The 14,868-nt window shown below is 72.0% G+C and carries 15 protein-coding genes; 3 read left to right on the top strand and 12 right to left on the bottom strand.

Features of this window, described 5'->3' with window-relative positions; all coding sequences use genetic code 11:
- The first annotated feature begins 40 nt into the window (after positions 1-40).
- The 3 genes from J4573_RS24985 (at position 41) to J4573_RS24975 (ending at position 2,376) form a co-directional block, all read left to right on the top strand.
- On the top strand, positions 41-628 hold the full coding sequence (locus J4573_RS24985; protein WP_307796859.1) for a Uma2 family endonuclease: 588 nt from the start codon (positions 41-43) through the stop codon (positions 626-628).
- A 124-nt stretch (positions 629-752) separates the two neighbouring features.
- Entirely contained in the window at positions 753-1,679 is a 927-nt protein-coding gene (locus tag J4573_RS24980; protein WP_208258259.1) for an NADP-dependent oxidoreductase, read from the top strand.
- A 22-nt stretch (positions 1,680-1,701) separates the two neighbouring features.
- Positions 1,702-2,376 carry a cupin domain-containing protein gene (locus J4573_RS24975; protein WP_372442884.1) on the top strand — a complete coding sequence of 225 codons (675 nt, stop codon included), beginning with the start codon at positions 1,702-1,704 and terminating at the stop codon, positions 2,374-2,376.
- 88 nt (positions 2,377-2,464) lie between these two features.
- On the opposite strand, the gene J4573_RS24970 is transcribed toward J4573_RS24975, so the two are convergent.
- From J4573_RS24970 to J4573_RS24915, 12 genes are all read right to left on the bottom strand, one after another.
- Positions 2,465-3,472 carry a sugar phosphate isomerase/epimerase family protein gene (locus J4573_RS24970; RefSeq protein WP_208258258.1) on the bottom strand — a complete coding sequence of 336 codons (1,008 nt, stop codon included), beginning with the start codon at positions 3,470-3,472 and terminating at the stop codon, positions 2,465-2,467.
- On the bottom strand, positions 3,469-4,614 hold the full coding sequence (locus J4573_RS24965; RefSeq protein WP_208258257.1) for a Gfo/Idh/MocA family protein: 1,146 nt from the start codon (positions 4,612-4,614) through the stop codon (positions 3,469-3,471). The genes J4573_RS24970 and J4573_RS24965 overlap by 4 nt, the downstream gene beginning before the upstream one ends.
- Complete coding sequence (locus tag J4573_RS24960) at positions 4,614-5,666, bottom strand: ABC transporter substrate-binding protein (RefSeq protein ID WP_208258256.1); 1,053 nt, start codon at positions 5,664-5,666, stop codon at positions 4,614-4,616. The genes J4573_RS24965 and J4573_RS24960 overlap by 1 nt, the downstream gene beginning before the upstream one ends.
- Positions 5,667-5,704: 38 nt before the next feature.
- A complete protein-coding gene (locus J4573_RS24955; RefSeq protein WP_208258255.1) occupies positions 5,705-6,691 on the bottom strand; it encodes an ABC transporter permease in 987 nt (328 codons plus the stop codon).
- Complete coding sequence (locus J4573_RS24950) at positions 6,688-8,169, bottom strand: sugar ABC transporter ATP-binding protein (protein WP_243773524.1); 1,482 nt, start codon at positions 8,167-8,169, stop codon at positions 6,688-6,690. Before J4573_RS24950 ends, J4573_RS24955 begins: the two co-directional genes overlap by 4 nt.
- A gap of 80 nt (positions 8,170-8,249) precedes the next feature.
- Complete coding sequence (locus J4573_RS24945; protein WP_208258253.1) at positions 8,250-9,440, bottom strand: ROK family transcriptional regulator; 1,191 nt, start codon at positions 9,438-9,440, stop codon at positions 8,250-8,252.
- 124 nt (positions 9,441-9,564) lie between these two features.
- Entirely contained in the window at positions 9,565-10,185 is a 621-nt protein-coding gene (locus tag J4573_RS24940; protein ID WP_307796857.1) for a GTP-binding protein, read from the bottom strand.
- 25 nt (positions 10,186-10,210) lie between these two features.
- Positions 10,211-10,639 (bottom strand): DUF742 domain-containing protein, encoded by a 429-nt coding sequence (locus J4573_RS24935; RefSeq protein ID WP_208258252.1) that lies wholly within the window; start codon positions 10,637-10,639, stop codon positions 10,211-10,213.
- Position 10,640: 1 nt separating this feature from the next.
- Complete coding sequence (locus J4573_RS24930; RefSeq protein ID WP_208258251.1) at positions 10,641-11,078, bottom strand: roadblock/LC7 domain-containing protein; 438 nt, start codon at positions 11,076-11,078, stop codon at positions 10,641-10,643.
- Positions 11,075-13,624 carry a nitrate- and nitrite sensing domain-containing protein gene (locus tag J4573_RS24925; protein WP_208258250.1) on the bottom strand — a complete coding sequence of 850 codons (2,550 nt, stop codon included), beginning with the start codon at positions 13,622-13,624 and terminating at the stop codon, positions 11,075-11,077. The genes J4573_RS24930 and J4573_RS24925 overlap by 4 nt, the downstream gene beginning before the upstream one ends.
- Positions 13,625-13,763: 139 nt before the next feature.
- Complete coding sequence (locus J4573_RS24920; protein WP_243773572.1) at positions 13,764-14,342, bottom strand: GTP-binding protein; 579 nt, start codon at positions 14,340-14,342, stop codon at positions 13,764-13,766.
- A 145-nt stretch (positions 14,343-14,487) separates the two neighbouring features.
- Entirely contained in the window at positions 14,488-14,868 is a 381-nt protein-coding gene (locus J4573_RS24915) for a DUF742 domain-containing protein (RefSeq protein ID WP_208258248.1), read from the bottom strand.

Raw genomic sequence — 14,868 nt, 5'->3', positions numbered from 1 at the left:
TCCGGCCCCGGCCTGGGGATCTTCGCTAGATTCTGATCTCGTGGGGACCTCCGTGGGCCACGCTCATGGCCCGTACACGCTCTACGACCTGGACGCGATGCCGGACAACGGCCGTCGGCACGAGCTCGCCGACGGCTGGCTGACCGAGCTGCCCGGCGACATGTGGCACGACAACGCGGCCGAGGTGCTGAAGACCATCCTCAAGAACGCGGTCCGGCAGGACGGCGCCGACCTGCACGTGGCCGGGCTGCCGCAGGACGTCACCACCCCGGCCGGGGTGCGCAAGCCCGACGTCTTCGTGGTGAGCCGGGACGTCGCGCGGACCGCGCTGGAGAGCCGCACCCGCCGCACCTACTACGGGCCCGACCTGTTGTTCGTGGCCGAGGTCGTGTCGCCGCGCACCGGCAGCGAGATCAGCGACCGGGTGACCAAGGTGAACGAGTACGCGAAGATCGGCATCCAGCACTACTGGATCATCGACCTGGAGCCGCGCCCGAAGGTGACGGCCCTGGAGCTGGACTCGGGCCGGTACCGCGTGCGGCACAAGGTGAAGGCGGGCGACGAGCTCGCCACCGAGCACCCGTTCCCGATCGGCTTCGACCCGGCGCGCCTCTCCGAGATGGAGTGATCCCCAGTGATCCGGCCACCAGGGTTGGCCGGATCCTTTCACTTCTTGGCGATCCGGCCACTGTCGGCGGCCCGGCCTCATCGCGCAGGCTGATCTCGTCCCGTTCAACGGTTAAGGAGAGATCATGCGCGCCATCAGCCAGGACGTCCTCGGCGGCCCGGAGGTTCTGAAGCTGGTCGAGGTGGAAAAGCCCACGCCCGGCCCCACCGAGGTCCTCGTGCGGGTGCACGCGGCCGGGGTGAACCCGACCGACTGGAAGCACCGCGCCCACAAGATCTTCCTTGGCGATCCGCCGTTCGTGCTCGGCTGGGACGTGTCCGGCGTGGTCGAGGAGGTCGGGTTCGGCGTCACGCTGCACAAGCCGGGCGACGAGGTCTTCGGCATGCTGAAGTACCCGGAGGGCGTGGGCTCGCACGCCGAGTACGTGGTGGCGCCCTCGCGCTACTTCGCCCGCAAGCCCGCCAACATCGATCACGTTCAGGCCGGTGCGCTCCCGCTCGCCGCGCTGACCGCCTGGCAGGCCCTCGTCGAGGTCGCGGGCGTACGGGAGGGGCACCGGGTGCTGATCCACGCGGCCGCCGGAGGCGTCGGGCACCTGGCCGTGCAGATCGCCAAGGCGCGTGGGGCGCACGTGATCGGCACCGCGAGCGCGCCCAAGCACGAGCTGCTGCGCGGCCTGGGCGCCGACGAACTGATCGACTACCGCACGACCGACTTCGCGGAGGCCGTCCAGGATCTGGACATCGTCCTCGACACGATCGGCGGCGACTACGCCGAGCGGTCGCTGATCGTCCTGCGCCGGGGCGGCTCGCTGGTCTCGATCGCGGGCCGCCAGACGCCCGACCTGGACGCCGACGCGCGCGGCGTGAAGTGGGAGCGGATGCTCGTCGAGCCCGACCAGTACGCGATGCGCGAGATCGCCGCGCTGGCCGCCGAGGGACGGTTGCGCGCCGAGATCGACACCGTGCTGCCCCTGGAGGAGGCGGCCAAGGCGCACGAACGCGGCGAGACCAACCGCGCCACCGGGAAGATCGTGCTCACCGTCGCCTGATCACAGGGCTAGGCTTCCTAGGGTGCTGCTGCTCACCACGCTCGACGGCTGGCGCGACCAGCCCGGGCCCAGGTTCGTGCTGGAGGAGGCGGGCGCCGTCTGGGCCCCCGACGATCCGGCCGACGCCCTCCAGGTCGCCGACGACGTCTTCGCCGAGGGCCAGGTCCTCGCGGTCGAGATGGACACCGCCCCGCGCGGGGTGATCGACCGTTCGCAGGCGGGGCGGGTCCGGTACGCGCGGCGCGCCCCGCACGGGCGGCACGTCGCGCTGCTCGACCGGCCCGCCACCGCCGAGGCGCTGGACCTGCTCCCGCATCCCGAGGGCGGCTGGTTCCGCGAGACGTGGCGTACGTCGGCGGCCTTCACGCCCGACGGCTACCCGGGCGAGCGCGTCTCGGCCACCGGGATCTACTTCCTGCTGCCGCCCGGCGAGGAGTCGGTCTGGCACGTCGTACGGTCCGACGAGGTCTGGCTCTGGCACCGCGGCGGCCCGCTGACGCTCGTGCTGGGCGGGTCCGGCGAACGGCCGGGCGCCGAGGGGAAGATCACGCTGGGCGCGGACGTCGAGCGCGACGAGGTCCCCCAGGCCCTCGTCCCGGCCGGATTCTGGCAAGCCGCACGGCCCGCCGCGGGCGAGGAGGTCCTCGTCAGCTGCGTGGTCTCCCCCGGCTTCGACTTCGCCGACTTCAGGGTCTGACCCGCCCGTCGCCACGACGCCGCCTAGCCGTCGCCGCGACGCCGCCTACCCGTCACCGCGACGCCGCTAGCCGTCACCGCGACGCCGCCTACCCGTCACCGCCGAAGGCCGAGTCGAACGAGGCGGTGGGCGGCGTGATGGAGTTCAGCGCGCGGGCGAACTCCAGGGCCTCGGGGGCGCCCTGGAGCCGGTCCATGCCCGCGTCCTCCCACTCGATCGAGATCGGCCCGTCGTAGCCGATCGCGTTCAGCGCGCGGAAGCAGTCCTCCCACGGCACGTCGCCGCGGCCGGTCGACACGAAGTCCCAGGACCGGCGCAGGTCGGCCCACGGCAGGTGCGAGGACAGCCGCCCCCGGCGCCCGTCGCGCGCCCGGATCTTGGTGTCCTTGCAGTCCACGTGGTAGATCCGATCGGCGAAGTCGGCGAGGAAGTTCACCGGGTCGATGTCCTGCCACATCATGTGCGACGGGTCCCAGTTGAGGCCGAACGCGGGCCGGTGGCCGATCGCCTCCAGCGTCCGCTCGGTCGTGTAGTGGTCGTAGGCGATCTCGCTCGGGTGCACCTCGTGCGCGAACCGCACCCCGACCTCGTCGAACACGTCGAGGATCGGGTTCCAGCGGGCGGCGAAGTCGGCGTACCCGCGTTCGATCATCGACTCGGGCACCGGCGGGAACATCGCGACCGTGTGCCAGATCGACGAGCCGGTGAAGCCGACGACCGTGCTCACGCCGAGGCGGGCGGCGGCCCGCGCCGTGTCCTCCATCTCGCGCGCCGCCCGCTGCCGCACGCCCTCGGGCTCCCCGTCGCCCCAGATCCGGGCGGGCAGGATCGCCTGGTGGCGCTCGTCGATCGGGTGGTCGCAGACCGCCTGGCCGAGAAGGTGGTTGGAGATCGTCCACACCTTCAGGTCGTGCTTGGCCAGCGTCTCCAGCTTGCGCGGGATGTAGGAGTCGTCGGCGAGCGCCTTGTCGACCTCGAAGTGGTCGCCCCAGCAGGCGATCTCCAGCCCGTCGTACCCCCAGCCCGACGCGAGCCGGCAGACCTCCTCGAAGGGCAGGTCGGCCCACTGGCCGGTGAACAGCGTGACGGGTCTCATGTGGTCCTCCACGTTCCGGTCTCCGCGCTCTCCGCGACGGCCGCGAGGACCCGCTGGACCTGGAGCCCGTCGGCGAACGAGGGGCTCGGGTCGGTGCCGCCCGCGATCGCCGTGAGCAGGTCGGCGATCTCATGGGTGAAGGTGTGCTCGTAGCCGATGATGTGGCCGGGCGGCCACCACGCCGCCATGTAGGGGTGCTCCGCCTCGGTGACCAGGATCCGCCGGAAGCCCCCGGTCAGCGAGTCCTCGGCGGCGTCGTGGAACCACAGCTCGTTCAGCGACTCCAGGTCGAACGCCAGGCTGCCCTGTGAGCCGTTGAGCTCGATGCGCAGCGAGTTCTTGCGCCCGGTGGCGAAGCGCGTCGCCTCGAACGAGGCGGTCGCCCCGCCGCTCGTGCGCCCGATGAACAGCGCCGCGTCGTCCACGGTCACCGGGCGTGTGCCGCCGTCGTGCGGGCGCTCGTGGACGAACGTCCGCAGCAGCGCGGAGACATCGGTGATCTGCTGGCCGGTGACGAACTGGGTCGTGTCGATGATGTGCGCGGCGATGTCGCCGAGCGCGCCCGATCCGGCACGTTCCTTGTCCATCCGCCAGGTCCACGGCGCGCCGGGGTCGGCGAGCCAGTCCTGCAGGTACTGCGCCCGTACGTGCCGGATCGTTCCAAGGCGCCCCTCGGCGACCAGCCGGCGCGCCAGCGCGATCGCGGGCACCCGCCGGTAGTTGAAGGCGACCATGGACCGCACGCCGCGTTCCCTGGCCCGGTCCGCCGCCGCCACCATCGCCTCGGCCTCGGCGACGCTGTTGGCGAGCGGCTTCTCGCACAGCACGTGCTTGCCCGCGTCCAGCGCCGCGATGGCGATCTCGGCGTGCCCGTCACCGGGCGTGCAGATGTCGATCAGGCCGATGTCGTCGCGGCGCAGCAGCGCCTTCCAGTCGGTCTCCGTCGACGCCCAGCCGAGCTCACGGGCGGCGCCCTGCACCTTCGCGGCGTTCCGGCCCGCCAGCGCGGTCATCTCCGGCCGCAGCGGCGGATCGAAGAACGGCCCGACGCTCCGCCACGCATGGGAGTGGGCACGCCCCATGAAGGCGTAACCGACCATGCCGATCCCGAGACCGGGCGCGTTCTCCCCGAGCGCCGCCATCAGGACTCGAAGCCGAGCGGCAGGTAGCGGTCCACGTTCTGCTTGGTGATCGTCTCGGAGGCCAGCGTGATGGACTGCGGCACCTCCTGCTCGACCAGGTCGCTGAACCCGCGGCCCTGCGCGATCAGCCGGGCGACCTTGATGGCCGATCCCGCCATCGTGGGGCTGTAGGTCACCGTCGCCTCCAGCACGCCCCCCGACTTGATCTCGCGCATGGCGTTCGCCGAACCGGCTCCGCCCACCATGAAGAACTCCTTCCGTCCGGCCTGCTTGATGGCCGCGAGCACGCCCACGCCCTGGTCGTCGTCATGGTTCCAGAGCGCGTCGATCTTCTTGTGCGCCGACAGCAGGTTCGTGGCGACCTGGTTGCCCGACTCGACGGTGAACTTGGCGTCCTGCTTGGCCGTCACCGTGAATCCGTGCGCCTTCAGCGCGTCGGCGAAGCCCTTGCTGCGGTCCTGCGTGAGCGGCAGCGTCGCGATGCCCTGGATCTCGACGATGACCGGCTTGGCGACGCCCTTCTCCTTCAGCCGCTTGCCGACGTAGTTCCCGGCGGCGACGCCCATGCCGTAGTTGTCGCCGCCGATCCAGTTGCGGTACGAGAGCTTGTCGGGGAAGACCCGGTCCAGGTTGACGACCGGGATGCCCGCGTCCATCGCCTTGCGCGCCACCTGGTTCAGCTGGCCGCCGTCGTTCGGCAGCAGCACCAGCGCGTCGACCTTCGCCGAGATCAGCGACTCGACCGCGGAGATCTGCTGGTTGATGTCGTTGGTCGGCTCGACTGCCTTGAACGTGACGTCGGAGTACTGCTTGGCCTGTGCCTGCGCGTTCTTGGCGATGGCTGCGATCCAGCCGTGGTCGGCGGCGGGCGCGGAGAACCCGAGCGTCACCTTCTTGCCCGGCTTGTCGTTGTCGCCGCCCGCGGCGCTGATGTTGGCGGCGGGCGCGGGGTCCTTCTCGTCGTTGCTGGTGCAGGCGGCGGCGAGCGTGCCCGCGCCGATCATCGCTCCGCCGAAGAGGATTCCCCGGCGGCTGGGGGTGCGTGCGGTCATGACGTGCTCCAGGGGTGGGTGAACGAACTCCAAGAGGGCTATGTGGTGGTGCGCAGGCCGCGGCGCTGCAGCAGGACGGCGATCACGATGATCACGCCCTTGGCGATGAGCTGGTCGCTGGTCTGCAGGCCGTTCAGGATGAACAGGTTGGTGATGAGGGTGAAGACGAGGACGCCGAGGATCGAGCCCAGGAGCGTGCCGCGTCCGCCGGTGAGCAGCGTGCCGCCGATGATGACGGCGGCGATCGCGTCCAGCTCGTACAGGTCTCCGTGGGTGCTGGAGCCGGTGGTGGTGCGGGCCATGATGATGATCGCGGCGATGCCGCAGCAGAGGCCGGACAGCGCGTACAGCAGCACGGTGTGGCGCCGCACGTTGATGCCCGCGAGCCGGGCCGCCTCGGGGTTGCCGCCGACCGCGAAGGTGCGGCGGCCGAACGTGGTGCGGTTCAGCAGGATCCAGCCCGCCACCCCGACCGCCGCGAAGATGTAGACCACCAGCGGCAGCCCGAGGACCTTGGTGGTGGACAGCGACTGGATGGCGTCGTTCTCGGGCTTGATGAGCTGGGTCTTGCGGTCGGACATGCGCTGCGCGAGGCCGCGCGCGGCGACGAGCATGGCGAGGGTGGCGATGAACGGGACCATCCGCCCGTAGGAGATGAGCAGGCCGCTCACCACGCCCGCGCCGGTGCCGACGAGGACCGCGCAGAGCGCCATCACCCACGGCCCGTACGACTGGGTGGCGACCGTGGTCGCCCACACCGAGGCCAGCGCCATGACCGCGCCGACCGACAGGTCGATGCCGCCGCCGATGATCACGAACGTCATGCCGACGGTGATGACGCCGATCGTCGCGGCGAGCGCGAGGATGCCGACCACGTTGCCGGAGGTGGCGAAGTTGTCCGGCTCGGTGATCACCCCGATGATCGCCAGGATCACCAGCGCGGCCACCAGCCCGAGGTGGTGGATCTCGCCCATGCGGCCCTGCAGCGGGTTCTTCACGTTCTTGAGGGAGGTCGCGGGGTTCATAGGGCGGAGCCCTCCATGAGCATGTTCAGGACGCTGGGTTCGTCGAGGTCGCCGGCGGGCGCCTCGTGGATGAGCCGTCCCTCGCGGACGACCAGGACGCGGTCGGCGAGGCCGAGCACCTCGGGGACCTCGCTGGAGACCAGCAGCACCGCGATGCCGTCGTCGGCCAGCCTTCGGATCACGCCGTACAGCTCGGCGCGGGCGCCGACGTCCACGCCGCGCGTGGGCTCGTCGAGGATCAGCAGGCGGCGGCCGTTCAGCAGCCAGCGCGCGAGGACGACCTTCTGCTGGTTGCCGCCGGACAGGGTCGCGACGGCGCGGCGCGGGTCGTGCGGCCGGATGTCGAGGGACTCGATCTGCTCGGTGGCCTCGGCCTGCTCGCGGCGCCGGTCCAGCCAGCCGGCCGTGGCATAGCGGCCGAGCCCGGCGAGGCTGATGTTGGCGGCGATCGACTCGTTCAGGAGCAGGGCCTGGCTCTTGCGCTCCTCCGGCGCCAGGCCCATGCCGCGCTTCACGGCCGCGCCGGTGTCGCCGGGACGGACCGGGCGGCCCTCCATCAGCACGCGGCCGGACGTCGGGCGCCGCGCGCCGTAGATCGCTTCCAGGATCTCCGAGCGGCCCGCGCCGACCAGTCCCGCGAGGCCGACGATCTCGCCCGCGCGGACGCTGAACGAGACGTCCTCGAAGGAGCCCGCGAGGCCGAGGTTCTCGACCTTGAGCACCTCCTTGCCTGCGTTCTCGCCGGGGCGCTCGGGGAAGACGTACTCGATGTCGCGGCCGGTCATCAGCGACACGATCCGGCTGGTCGGCGTCGTCTTGGCGTCGAGGTCGCCCGCGACGGCCCGGCCGTCCTTGAGCACGGTCACCCGGTCCCCGATCTCGCGGATCTCCTCCAGCCGGTGGGAGATGTAGACGACGGCGACGCCCTTGGCGGTGAGCTCGCGGATGATGCGGAAGAGGTTGTCGACCTCGTCGTGGGCGAGCGCCGCGGACGGCTCGTCCATGACGATGAGCCGCGCGTCGTGCGAGAGGGCCCGCGCCATGCTGACCACCTGCTGGCCGGCGGCGGGCAGCCGCCCGGCCTCGCGGCGCGGCGGGATCTCCGGGTGCCCGAGCCCGGCCAGCAGCTCGCGCGCGGCCCGTTCGGCGTCGCCCCGGCGGGTGAAGCCGAACGCGGCGCGCTCGTGGCCGAGGAAGATGTTGTCGGCGACCGACAGGCCGTCCACCAGGTCGAGCTCCTGGTAGATGGTCGCGATCCCGGCGCGCATCGCCGCCGTCGGGTCGGCGAAGCGCGCCGGGGCCCCCGCGAAGTCGATCTCGCCTTCGTCCGGCCGGTACGCCCCGGCCAGGATCTTGATGAGGGTGGACTTGCCCGCACCGTTCTGGCCGAGCAGGCAGTGCACCTCGCCCGCGCGCACGTCCAGGTCGACGCCGTCGAGGGCGCGCACGCCCGGGAACTGCTTCACGATCCCCCGCATCCGCAGAAGCGGAGGCGGACTTTCCTGGCCCATGGGCCCTCCGGCGATGAGGAGGAATGGAGGTGGAGGAGAAAGGAGGGTTAGGAGGAGGTGGAGAAGACGTGGTCGCTGATGAGGCGGCCCGCGCCGATGACCCCGGCGGTGCCGGGCAGCTCGGTGAGCACGATGGGGAGGTTGCCGGTCGCCAGCGGGGCCGAACGGCGGTAGACGACGCTGCGGATCTCGGCGAGCAGGGTGTGGCCGAGACCGGCGACGCCGCCGGAGATGATCACGAGGCCGGGGTTGAAGAAGCTGACCAGGCCGGCGAGCACCTGGCCGACGTGCCGGCCGCCCTCGCGGACCAGGCGCAGCGCCTCGGGGTCGCCCGCGCCGAGCGCGTCGGCGACGTCGGCGGCGTTCAGCGCGCCCGCGTGCTCCAGCCGCTCGGCGAGGTGGGCGGAACGGCCGTCGCGGGCGGCGGCGAGCGCGTCCCTGGCGAGCGCGGCGCCGCCGAAGTAGGCCTCCAGGCAGCCGGCGTTGCCACAGGCGCAGACCGGGCCGTCGTCGTCGATGCGGATGTGGCCGATGTCCCCCGCGCTGCCGGAGACGCCGCGGTAGATCGTGCCGTCGACGACGATGCCGCACCCTATGCCGGTACCGATCTTCACCAGCAGGAAGTCGTCGACCTGGCGGGCGGGCCCGGCGTGCAGCTCGCCGAGCGCCATGATGTTCACGTCGTTGTCGACCAGGACCGGGCAGCCGAGCTCCTGGCCGATCGCGTCCCGGACCGGGAACCGGTCCCAGCCCGGCATGATCGGCGGTACGACCGGCATGCCGTCGCGGAAGCTGACCGGGCCCGGCACCCCGATGCCGGTGCCGTGCACCTGCGGGATCAGGCCCTCGTCGCGCAGCTTGCCGAGCAGGTCCAGCGCGCGGTCGAGCACGACGGTCGCGCCGAGGCGCACGTCGCACTCCTCGGACACGTGGCCGAGGACGTCCAGCTCGCCGCCGAGCACCGCGACGTCGATCGAGGTGGCGCCGATGTCGAACGCGACGAAGCGCAGCGCGGGAGACAGCCGGACGATCGCCGACCGGCGCCCGCCGCGCGAGGCGGCCAGGCCCGCGCCCTCGACCAGGCCGAGCTCCACCAGGCGGTCCAGCTCGGTCGCGAGCTTGGACCGCGACAGCCGGACGACGTCGCCGAGCTCGGCGCGTGAACGCGGGCCGTCATCGCGCAGCAGCTTCAGCAGCCGCGCCTGATGGGCGTTCTCTGGCCGCGCCGTCATCCGCATCACGCCGTCCCTTCGGGGGTCTTGGCGTGAAACGTAACGTGCTTTCGCTCACCTGAGAAGACCTTTACGTCAAATCAGGCGAACTTTCTCCAGTCGGAGAACAAAGTGAGGTCGGCGACGGCTCCTAGCCCACCGCCTGACGGCCGCTCATGGTCCGCATGATGTGCTCGACCAGGGTGATGAGCACGCGCTTGGCGTCCTCCTTGTTGCGCACGTCGCAGTCGATCACCGGGATGTCCGGGGACAGGTCCAGCGCGTCGCGGACCTGGTCCGGCGTGTGCACCCCGGCGCCGTCGAACCGGTTGACCGCGATGATGAACGGCAGGCCGCGGCGCTCGAAGTAGTCGACCGACTGGAAGCAGTCGGCCAGCCGCCGGGTGTCCACCAGGATCACCGAGCCGAGCGCGCCCTTGGCGAGCTCGTCCCACATGAACCAGAACCGGTCCTGGCCGGGCGTGCCGAACACGAACAGCACCAGGCCGTTCGGCAGCGTGATCCGGCCGAAGTCCATCGCCACCGTCGTCGTGGTCTTGTTCATGACCGCCGACGTGTCGTCGATGCCGATGCTCTTCTCGGTCAGCGCCTCTTCCGTCCGCAGCGGCCGGATCTCGCTGACCGCGCTGACGAGGGTGGTCTTGCCGACGCCGAAGCCGCCGGCGACCAATATCTTCACGGTGAGCGCGGACTCGCCCGAGGTCTGGGCGGCGTCCGCGTCAGTACCGCTCGAGGGGGGACGACCCCCCACACCCCCCGGACCGACTCCGTCGGGGCTAGAGCGCACGAATTCCATCGATCACTTCCTTGAGTACGCGCTCGCTGGGGAACTGAGCCACCGGCGCGGGGCGTCGGACGAGGATGAGCGAACGGTCGAGCAGGTCGCCGAGCAGCACCCGGACGACCCCGAGGGGGAGTTCGAGCTCCGAGGCGATCTCCACCACCGAGAGCGGGGTGCGGCAGAACCCCAAGATCATCTCATGTTCGGGGTCCGGCGCCCACCGGGTTCGCGGCATTCCGGGCGGTCCGGGCCGATCCGGATGCGCCCGGCCCTCGTCCGTGGTCTCGATCAGGGCGACGAGATCGAACTCGCCGCCGTCATAATGCGTGCGGCCGCCGGTGAGGGCGTAGGGGCGCACGATCGGCCCCGCTTCGTCGTCGAACCATGCGGATCCCCCGGACTCCGGACCGCTGGTAGGGGTCATGTCAGACTCCGCCTTGGTCGCCGCCGCGCGGACCGGCGGACAGGTGCTGGCCGACGCGGGTGACCAGCATCGCCATCTCGTACGCGATCACGCCGAGGTCGGCCTCGGCCTCGGCCAGAACGGCCAGGCACGCGCCACGACCGGCCGCGGTGACGAAGAGGAAGGCGTTCTCCATCTCGACGATGGTCTGCCGTACCGCCCCGCCGCCGAACGACTCGCCCGCGCCGCGTGCCAGGCTTTGGAAGCTGGCCGCGACCGCCGACAGGTGATCGGACTCCTCGCGTTCCAGCCCGCGCGAGGCGGCGATGCGCAGCCCGTCGCTGGACAGCACGACGGCGTTCTGCACCTGGGCCACTCTCTGGACCAGGCTGTCGAGCAACCAGTTCAGCTCGCCGTGCGGCGCGGCGGACTCCACACCGATCTGCTGGGCTTCGGTCATGGGCTCTGGTCCTCCTGGTCGGCGTTGTTCTGCCCGGAGCCGGCCGGTCCGGCCGCCTCCCGGCCGCGCTGCCAGCCTCGCTGCATGGCAGCCATCATCGATCGCATGGCCTCGGGTGATCGTTCGAGCTCGTCGGGCTCGGCCGCCGCGGCGAGGTCGGCGTCGACCCGTTCGCGCAGCTGCGGTGCCAGGTGCTGCTGCCGCCGGCGCTTGGGCAGGTCCCCGTCCGCGACCGGCTGCGGGGGCCGCGCGGGCGAGGGCGAGGGCTCCGCGGCAGGCGCCTCGACAGGCGCAGGCGACAAGGGCTGCGCGGGGCGGGGTTCCGGCGTGGGCGCGGACGGTGGAGGAGCCGCGGGCCGTGGCCGCCGAACGAGCGGAGGCGGCGGAGACGCGGGGGCCTGCTCGAGGGCGGGGACGGGTCCGGGGTCCTGCGGCTCGGCGACGAGCCGTACGACGCCGTTCTGAACGGGCGCGACCGCCTCGGCGGACTCGGGCAGGGCGCGCATCGGGCCGGTGCCCGCGCTACGGCGTGCGATCGGCTCGGGCTCGTCCGGCTCCACGATCAGCGCGCCGGGCAGCAGCGCGATCGCGGTGGTGCCGCCGTACGGCGACGGACGCAGGGTGACCTTGATGTCATGCCGCCGGGCCAGCCGCGCGACCACGAACAGGCCGAGCTGGGCGCTGTCGGACGGGTCGAACTCGGGCGGGTCGGCCAGGCGCGCGTTGGCCGTGACCAGCGCGTCCTCGCTCATCCCGAGGCCGCGGTCCTCGATCTCGATGGCGAAGCCGCTCGCCACCGGGTGCCCGGAGATCTGCACCGGAGAGTTCGGCGGCGAGTACGCGGTCGCGTTCTCGACGATCTCGGCGACCAGGTGGATGACGTCGGCGACCGCTGCGCCGAGCAGCGCCTTGCGCGGCAGCGGCTCGACCCGCACCCGCGGGTAGTCCTCGACCTCGGCGACCGCGCCGCGCACCACGTCGACCAGCGGCACCGGCCGCCGCCACGCGCGCCCGGCGCTCTTGCCCGCCAGGATGACCAGGCCCTCGGCGTGCCGCCGCATGCGGGTCGCCAGGTGGTCGAGGCGGAACAGGTCGGCGAGCTCCGACGGCTCCTCGGTGCGCCGTTCCATCGTGTCCAGCAGGCTGAGCTGCCGGTGGACCAGCGCCTGGTTGCGCCGGGCCAGGTTGACGAAGACCTCGCTGAGCCCCTCGCGCGCCGCCACCTCGCCGGCGGCCGCGACCAGCACCGCCTCGCGGGCGCGGCTGAACGAGTCGGAGATCTGCCGGATCTCGTTGATCCGGTAGTCGTACTCGGGCAGGTCGTCGGCCTCCAGCGGATCGGTCGGCTCGCCGTCGCGCACCTGCTGCGCCAGTTCCGGCAGCCGCTGCTGGGTGAAGTGGACGACGCGGCCCGCGAGCGTGCGGCACTCGCGCACCAGCCGCCGCGCGTTGCGGAACGCGATGTAGGCCGACACGATCACCGCGATCAGGCCGAGGCCGCCCGCGACGCCGAGCCGGACGAAGACGCCGAGCGCGATGCCGTTCGCCCGCTCGGTGACGCCCGCCAGGACCTCGTTCTCGAAGTCGAAGAGCTTGCCGTTGGCGGCGTCCGCGGTGGCCCGCCACGTGGCCGGGTCGACCGGCAGGGCGGTCGCCTGCGCACCGGGCTCGGTCCGCGGCGCTCCGGCGCCCGCGCCCTGGCCGGTCTTCGCGCCGCCCGTGCCGCCGGTGCCGTCCGTGCCGCCGGCGGGGATCGGATCGGGCGGCCGGATGACCTTGTCCTCCAGCGCCCGCAGCTGGCCGAACTGCGGCGAGGCGACCAGCTCGCGGTAGCGCGCGAGGTCGGCGGAACGCAGGTTCGGCGAGGTGTCGGAGTAGAGCGTGCGCTGCGCGCCGGCGAGCTGGGTGAACTGCACGCGTTCGAAGGCGCCGAACCGGCCCGCCGCCAGCGCCCCGGTGAGCAGCGCGTCCTCGCGCGACAGGTACTCGCGGGCGCGCCCGATCGTGGTGAGCGTGCGCGCGTCGATCGCGATGGTGCCGTTCTCCGGGACGACCGCGTTGTAGACGGCGAAGCCCGCGTCGATCATCCCGGCGTACTCGTCCAGGACCCGCGACCGTTCGGCGCCGCCGTCGTCCACCAGGCGGCGCACCGCGTCCAGCGCGCCCATCCGCGCCACCTGGGTGTCGATCCGGTCCCGTACGAGCGGCAGGACCGCGCCGCGCAGGCCCGAGTCCCGGCTGTAGCGGGTGACGGCCGCGCGGGCCGAGTCGGTCACGCGGCGCTGGGCGTCCAGCGCGGACCGGTCGCCGCCGCGTCCCGCGCCGAGCTGCCACAGCGACAGCCGCCGTTCCTTCTGCAGCGCCTCCATGAGCCGCTGCGTCGGCAGCACCGACTTCTGCTGGAAGGTGTGAGCACCGATGAGCTGTTTGGCGTCCCCGTAGGTGATGCCGGTGACGAACACCCACAGGGACGCGAGCGCGAGCAGCGGAACGAGGATCAACGCGATGATCCTCGCCCGGATCGACGCCAGGCGCCGGGCGAACATGCGGGGAAACCTCCCGATGCGGGGGTCTACGGGGGTCTTCGGATCTGCCGGAGCCTACTACGCCCAGGATCACTCAGGATGGGCGGTCCGCCACACTCGGCAGCGATCCGGAGACGTAGGGGAGCGGCTCCTGCGGGCCTCAGCCGGCCGGGGCGGTGGCCCCGGCGGTGCCCGGTTCAGACTCCGACCAGGTCAGCACGTGTTCGACCAGTGCGATCAGCACCTCCTTCGACGAGTCGCGGTGACGCACGTCGCACAGCAGCACCGGGACCCCGGGGTCGAGGTCCAGCGCCACCGAGATGTCCTCGGGACGGTGCCGTTCGGCGCCGTCGAAACAGTTGACCGCGACGACGAACGGGGTGCCGCGGCGCTCGAAGTAGTCGATGGACGGAAAGGAGTCGGTGAGCCGCCTGGTGTCGGCGAGCACCACCGCGCCGAGCGCGCCGAGCGCGAGCTCGTCCCACATGAACCAGAACCGCTCCTGGCCCGGCGTGCCGAACAAGTACAGGACCAGCCGGTCGGTCAGCGTGAGGCGCCCGAAGTCCATCGCCACGGTCGTGGTGGACTTGCGCTCCACGCCCGAGGTGTCGTCCACGCCGACACCGCGGTCGGTGAGCGGCTCCTCGGTGCGCAGCGGCCGGATCTCGCTGATGGAGCCGACCATCGTGGTCTTCCCCACCCCGAACCCGCCGGCGATGAGGATCTTCGTGGTGACCAGCGGCGGATTCCCGCTCGCCGTGCCCGTGGTCTCAGTTCTACCCGAGGGGGGACGACCCCCCACACCCCCCGGACCGGCTTCGCCGGGATCAGTTCTACCCGAGGGGGGACGACCCCCCACACCCCCCGGACCGGCTTCGCCGGGATCAGAGAGCCCGAAGGCCATTGAGCACCTCCCTCAACACCCCTGTCTCAGGCCGGCGGTCCACCGCCGGCTCGATCGCCGAGACGACCGTGACCAGTCCCTGGTCGCGCAGGTCGCCGAGCAGCACGCGCACGACGCCGACCGGCAGGCCGAAGTCGGCGGCGAGGTCCACCACCGACACCGGCCGCGTGCACCGGCGCAGCAGCCGCGCGTGCTCCGGGCTGTAACGCAGCCGGTCCCCCGGCTGCTCCCCGGTCGCCGTGACGACCGCGATCAGGTCGAACGTCTCGCCCCGCGGGCGGGTGCGCCCGCGGGTCATGGCGTACGGCCGCACGACGGGCCCGGCCTCGCGGTCCAGCCAACGGTCTCCCGGCGGATTCAT

It is taken from the genome of Actinomadura barringtoniae, assembly GCF_017573505.1.
GTDB classification, from domain to species: domain Bacteria; phylum Actinomycetota; class Actinomycetes; order Streptosporangiales; family Streptosporangiaceae; genus Spirillospora; species Spirillospora barringtoniae.
Note: the sequence above shows the minus strand (reverse complement) of the source record. Positions and strands in the feature narration are given on the sequence as shown.

Bases quoted from the DNA above. Each gene is read 5' to 3' on its own strand.
- J4573_RS24980 (WP_208258259.1), top strand. From the start codon at position 753: ATGCGCGCCATCAGCCAGGACGTCCTCGGCGGCCCGGAGGTTCTGAAG.
- J4573_RS24970 (WP_208258258.1), bottom strand. From the start codon at position 3,472: ATGAGACCCGTCACGCTGTTCACCGGCCAGTGGGCCGACCTGCCCTTC.
- J4573_RS24965 (WP_208258257.1), bottom strand. From the start codon at position 4,614: ATGGCGGCGCTCGGGGAGAACGCGCCCGGTCTCGGGATCGGCATGGTC.
- J4573_RS24960 (WP_208258256.1), bottom strand. From the start codon at position 5,666: ATGACCGCACGCACCCCCAGCCGCCGGGGAATCCTCTTCGGCGGAGCG.
- J4573_RS24955 (WP_208258255.1), bottom strand. From the start codon at position 6,691: ATGAACCCCGCGACCTCCCTCAAGAACGTGAAGAACCCGCTGCAGGGC.
- J4573_RS24950 (WP_243773524.1), bottom strand. From the start codon at position 8,169: ATGCGGGGGATCGTGAAGCAGTTCCCGGGCGTGCGCGCCCTCGACGGC.
- J4573_RS24945 (WP_208258253.1), bottom strand. From the start codon at position 9,440: ATGCGGATGACGGCGCGGCCAGAGAACGCCCATCAGGCGCGGCTGCTG.
- J4573_RS24935 (WP_208258252.1), bottom strand. From the start codon at position 10,639: ATGACCCCTACCAGCGGTCCGGAGTCCGGGGGATCCGCATGGTTCGAC.
- J4573_RS24930 (WP_208258251.1), bottom strand. From the start codon at position 11,078: ATGACCGAAGCCCAGCAGATCGGTGTGGAGTCCGCCGCGCCGCACGGC.
- J4573_RS24925 (WP_208258250.1), bottom strand. From the start codon at position 13,624: ATGTTCGCCCGGCGCCTGGCGTCGATCCGGGCGAGGATCATCGCGTTG.
- J4573_RS24915 (WP_208258248.1), bottom strand. From the start codon at position 14,868: ATGAATCCGCCGGGAGACCGTTGGCTGGACCGCGAGGCCGGGCCCGTC.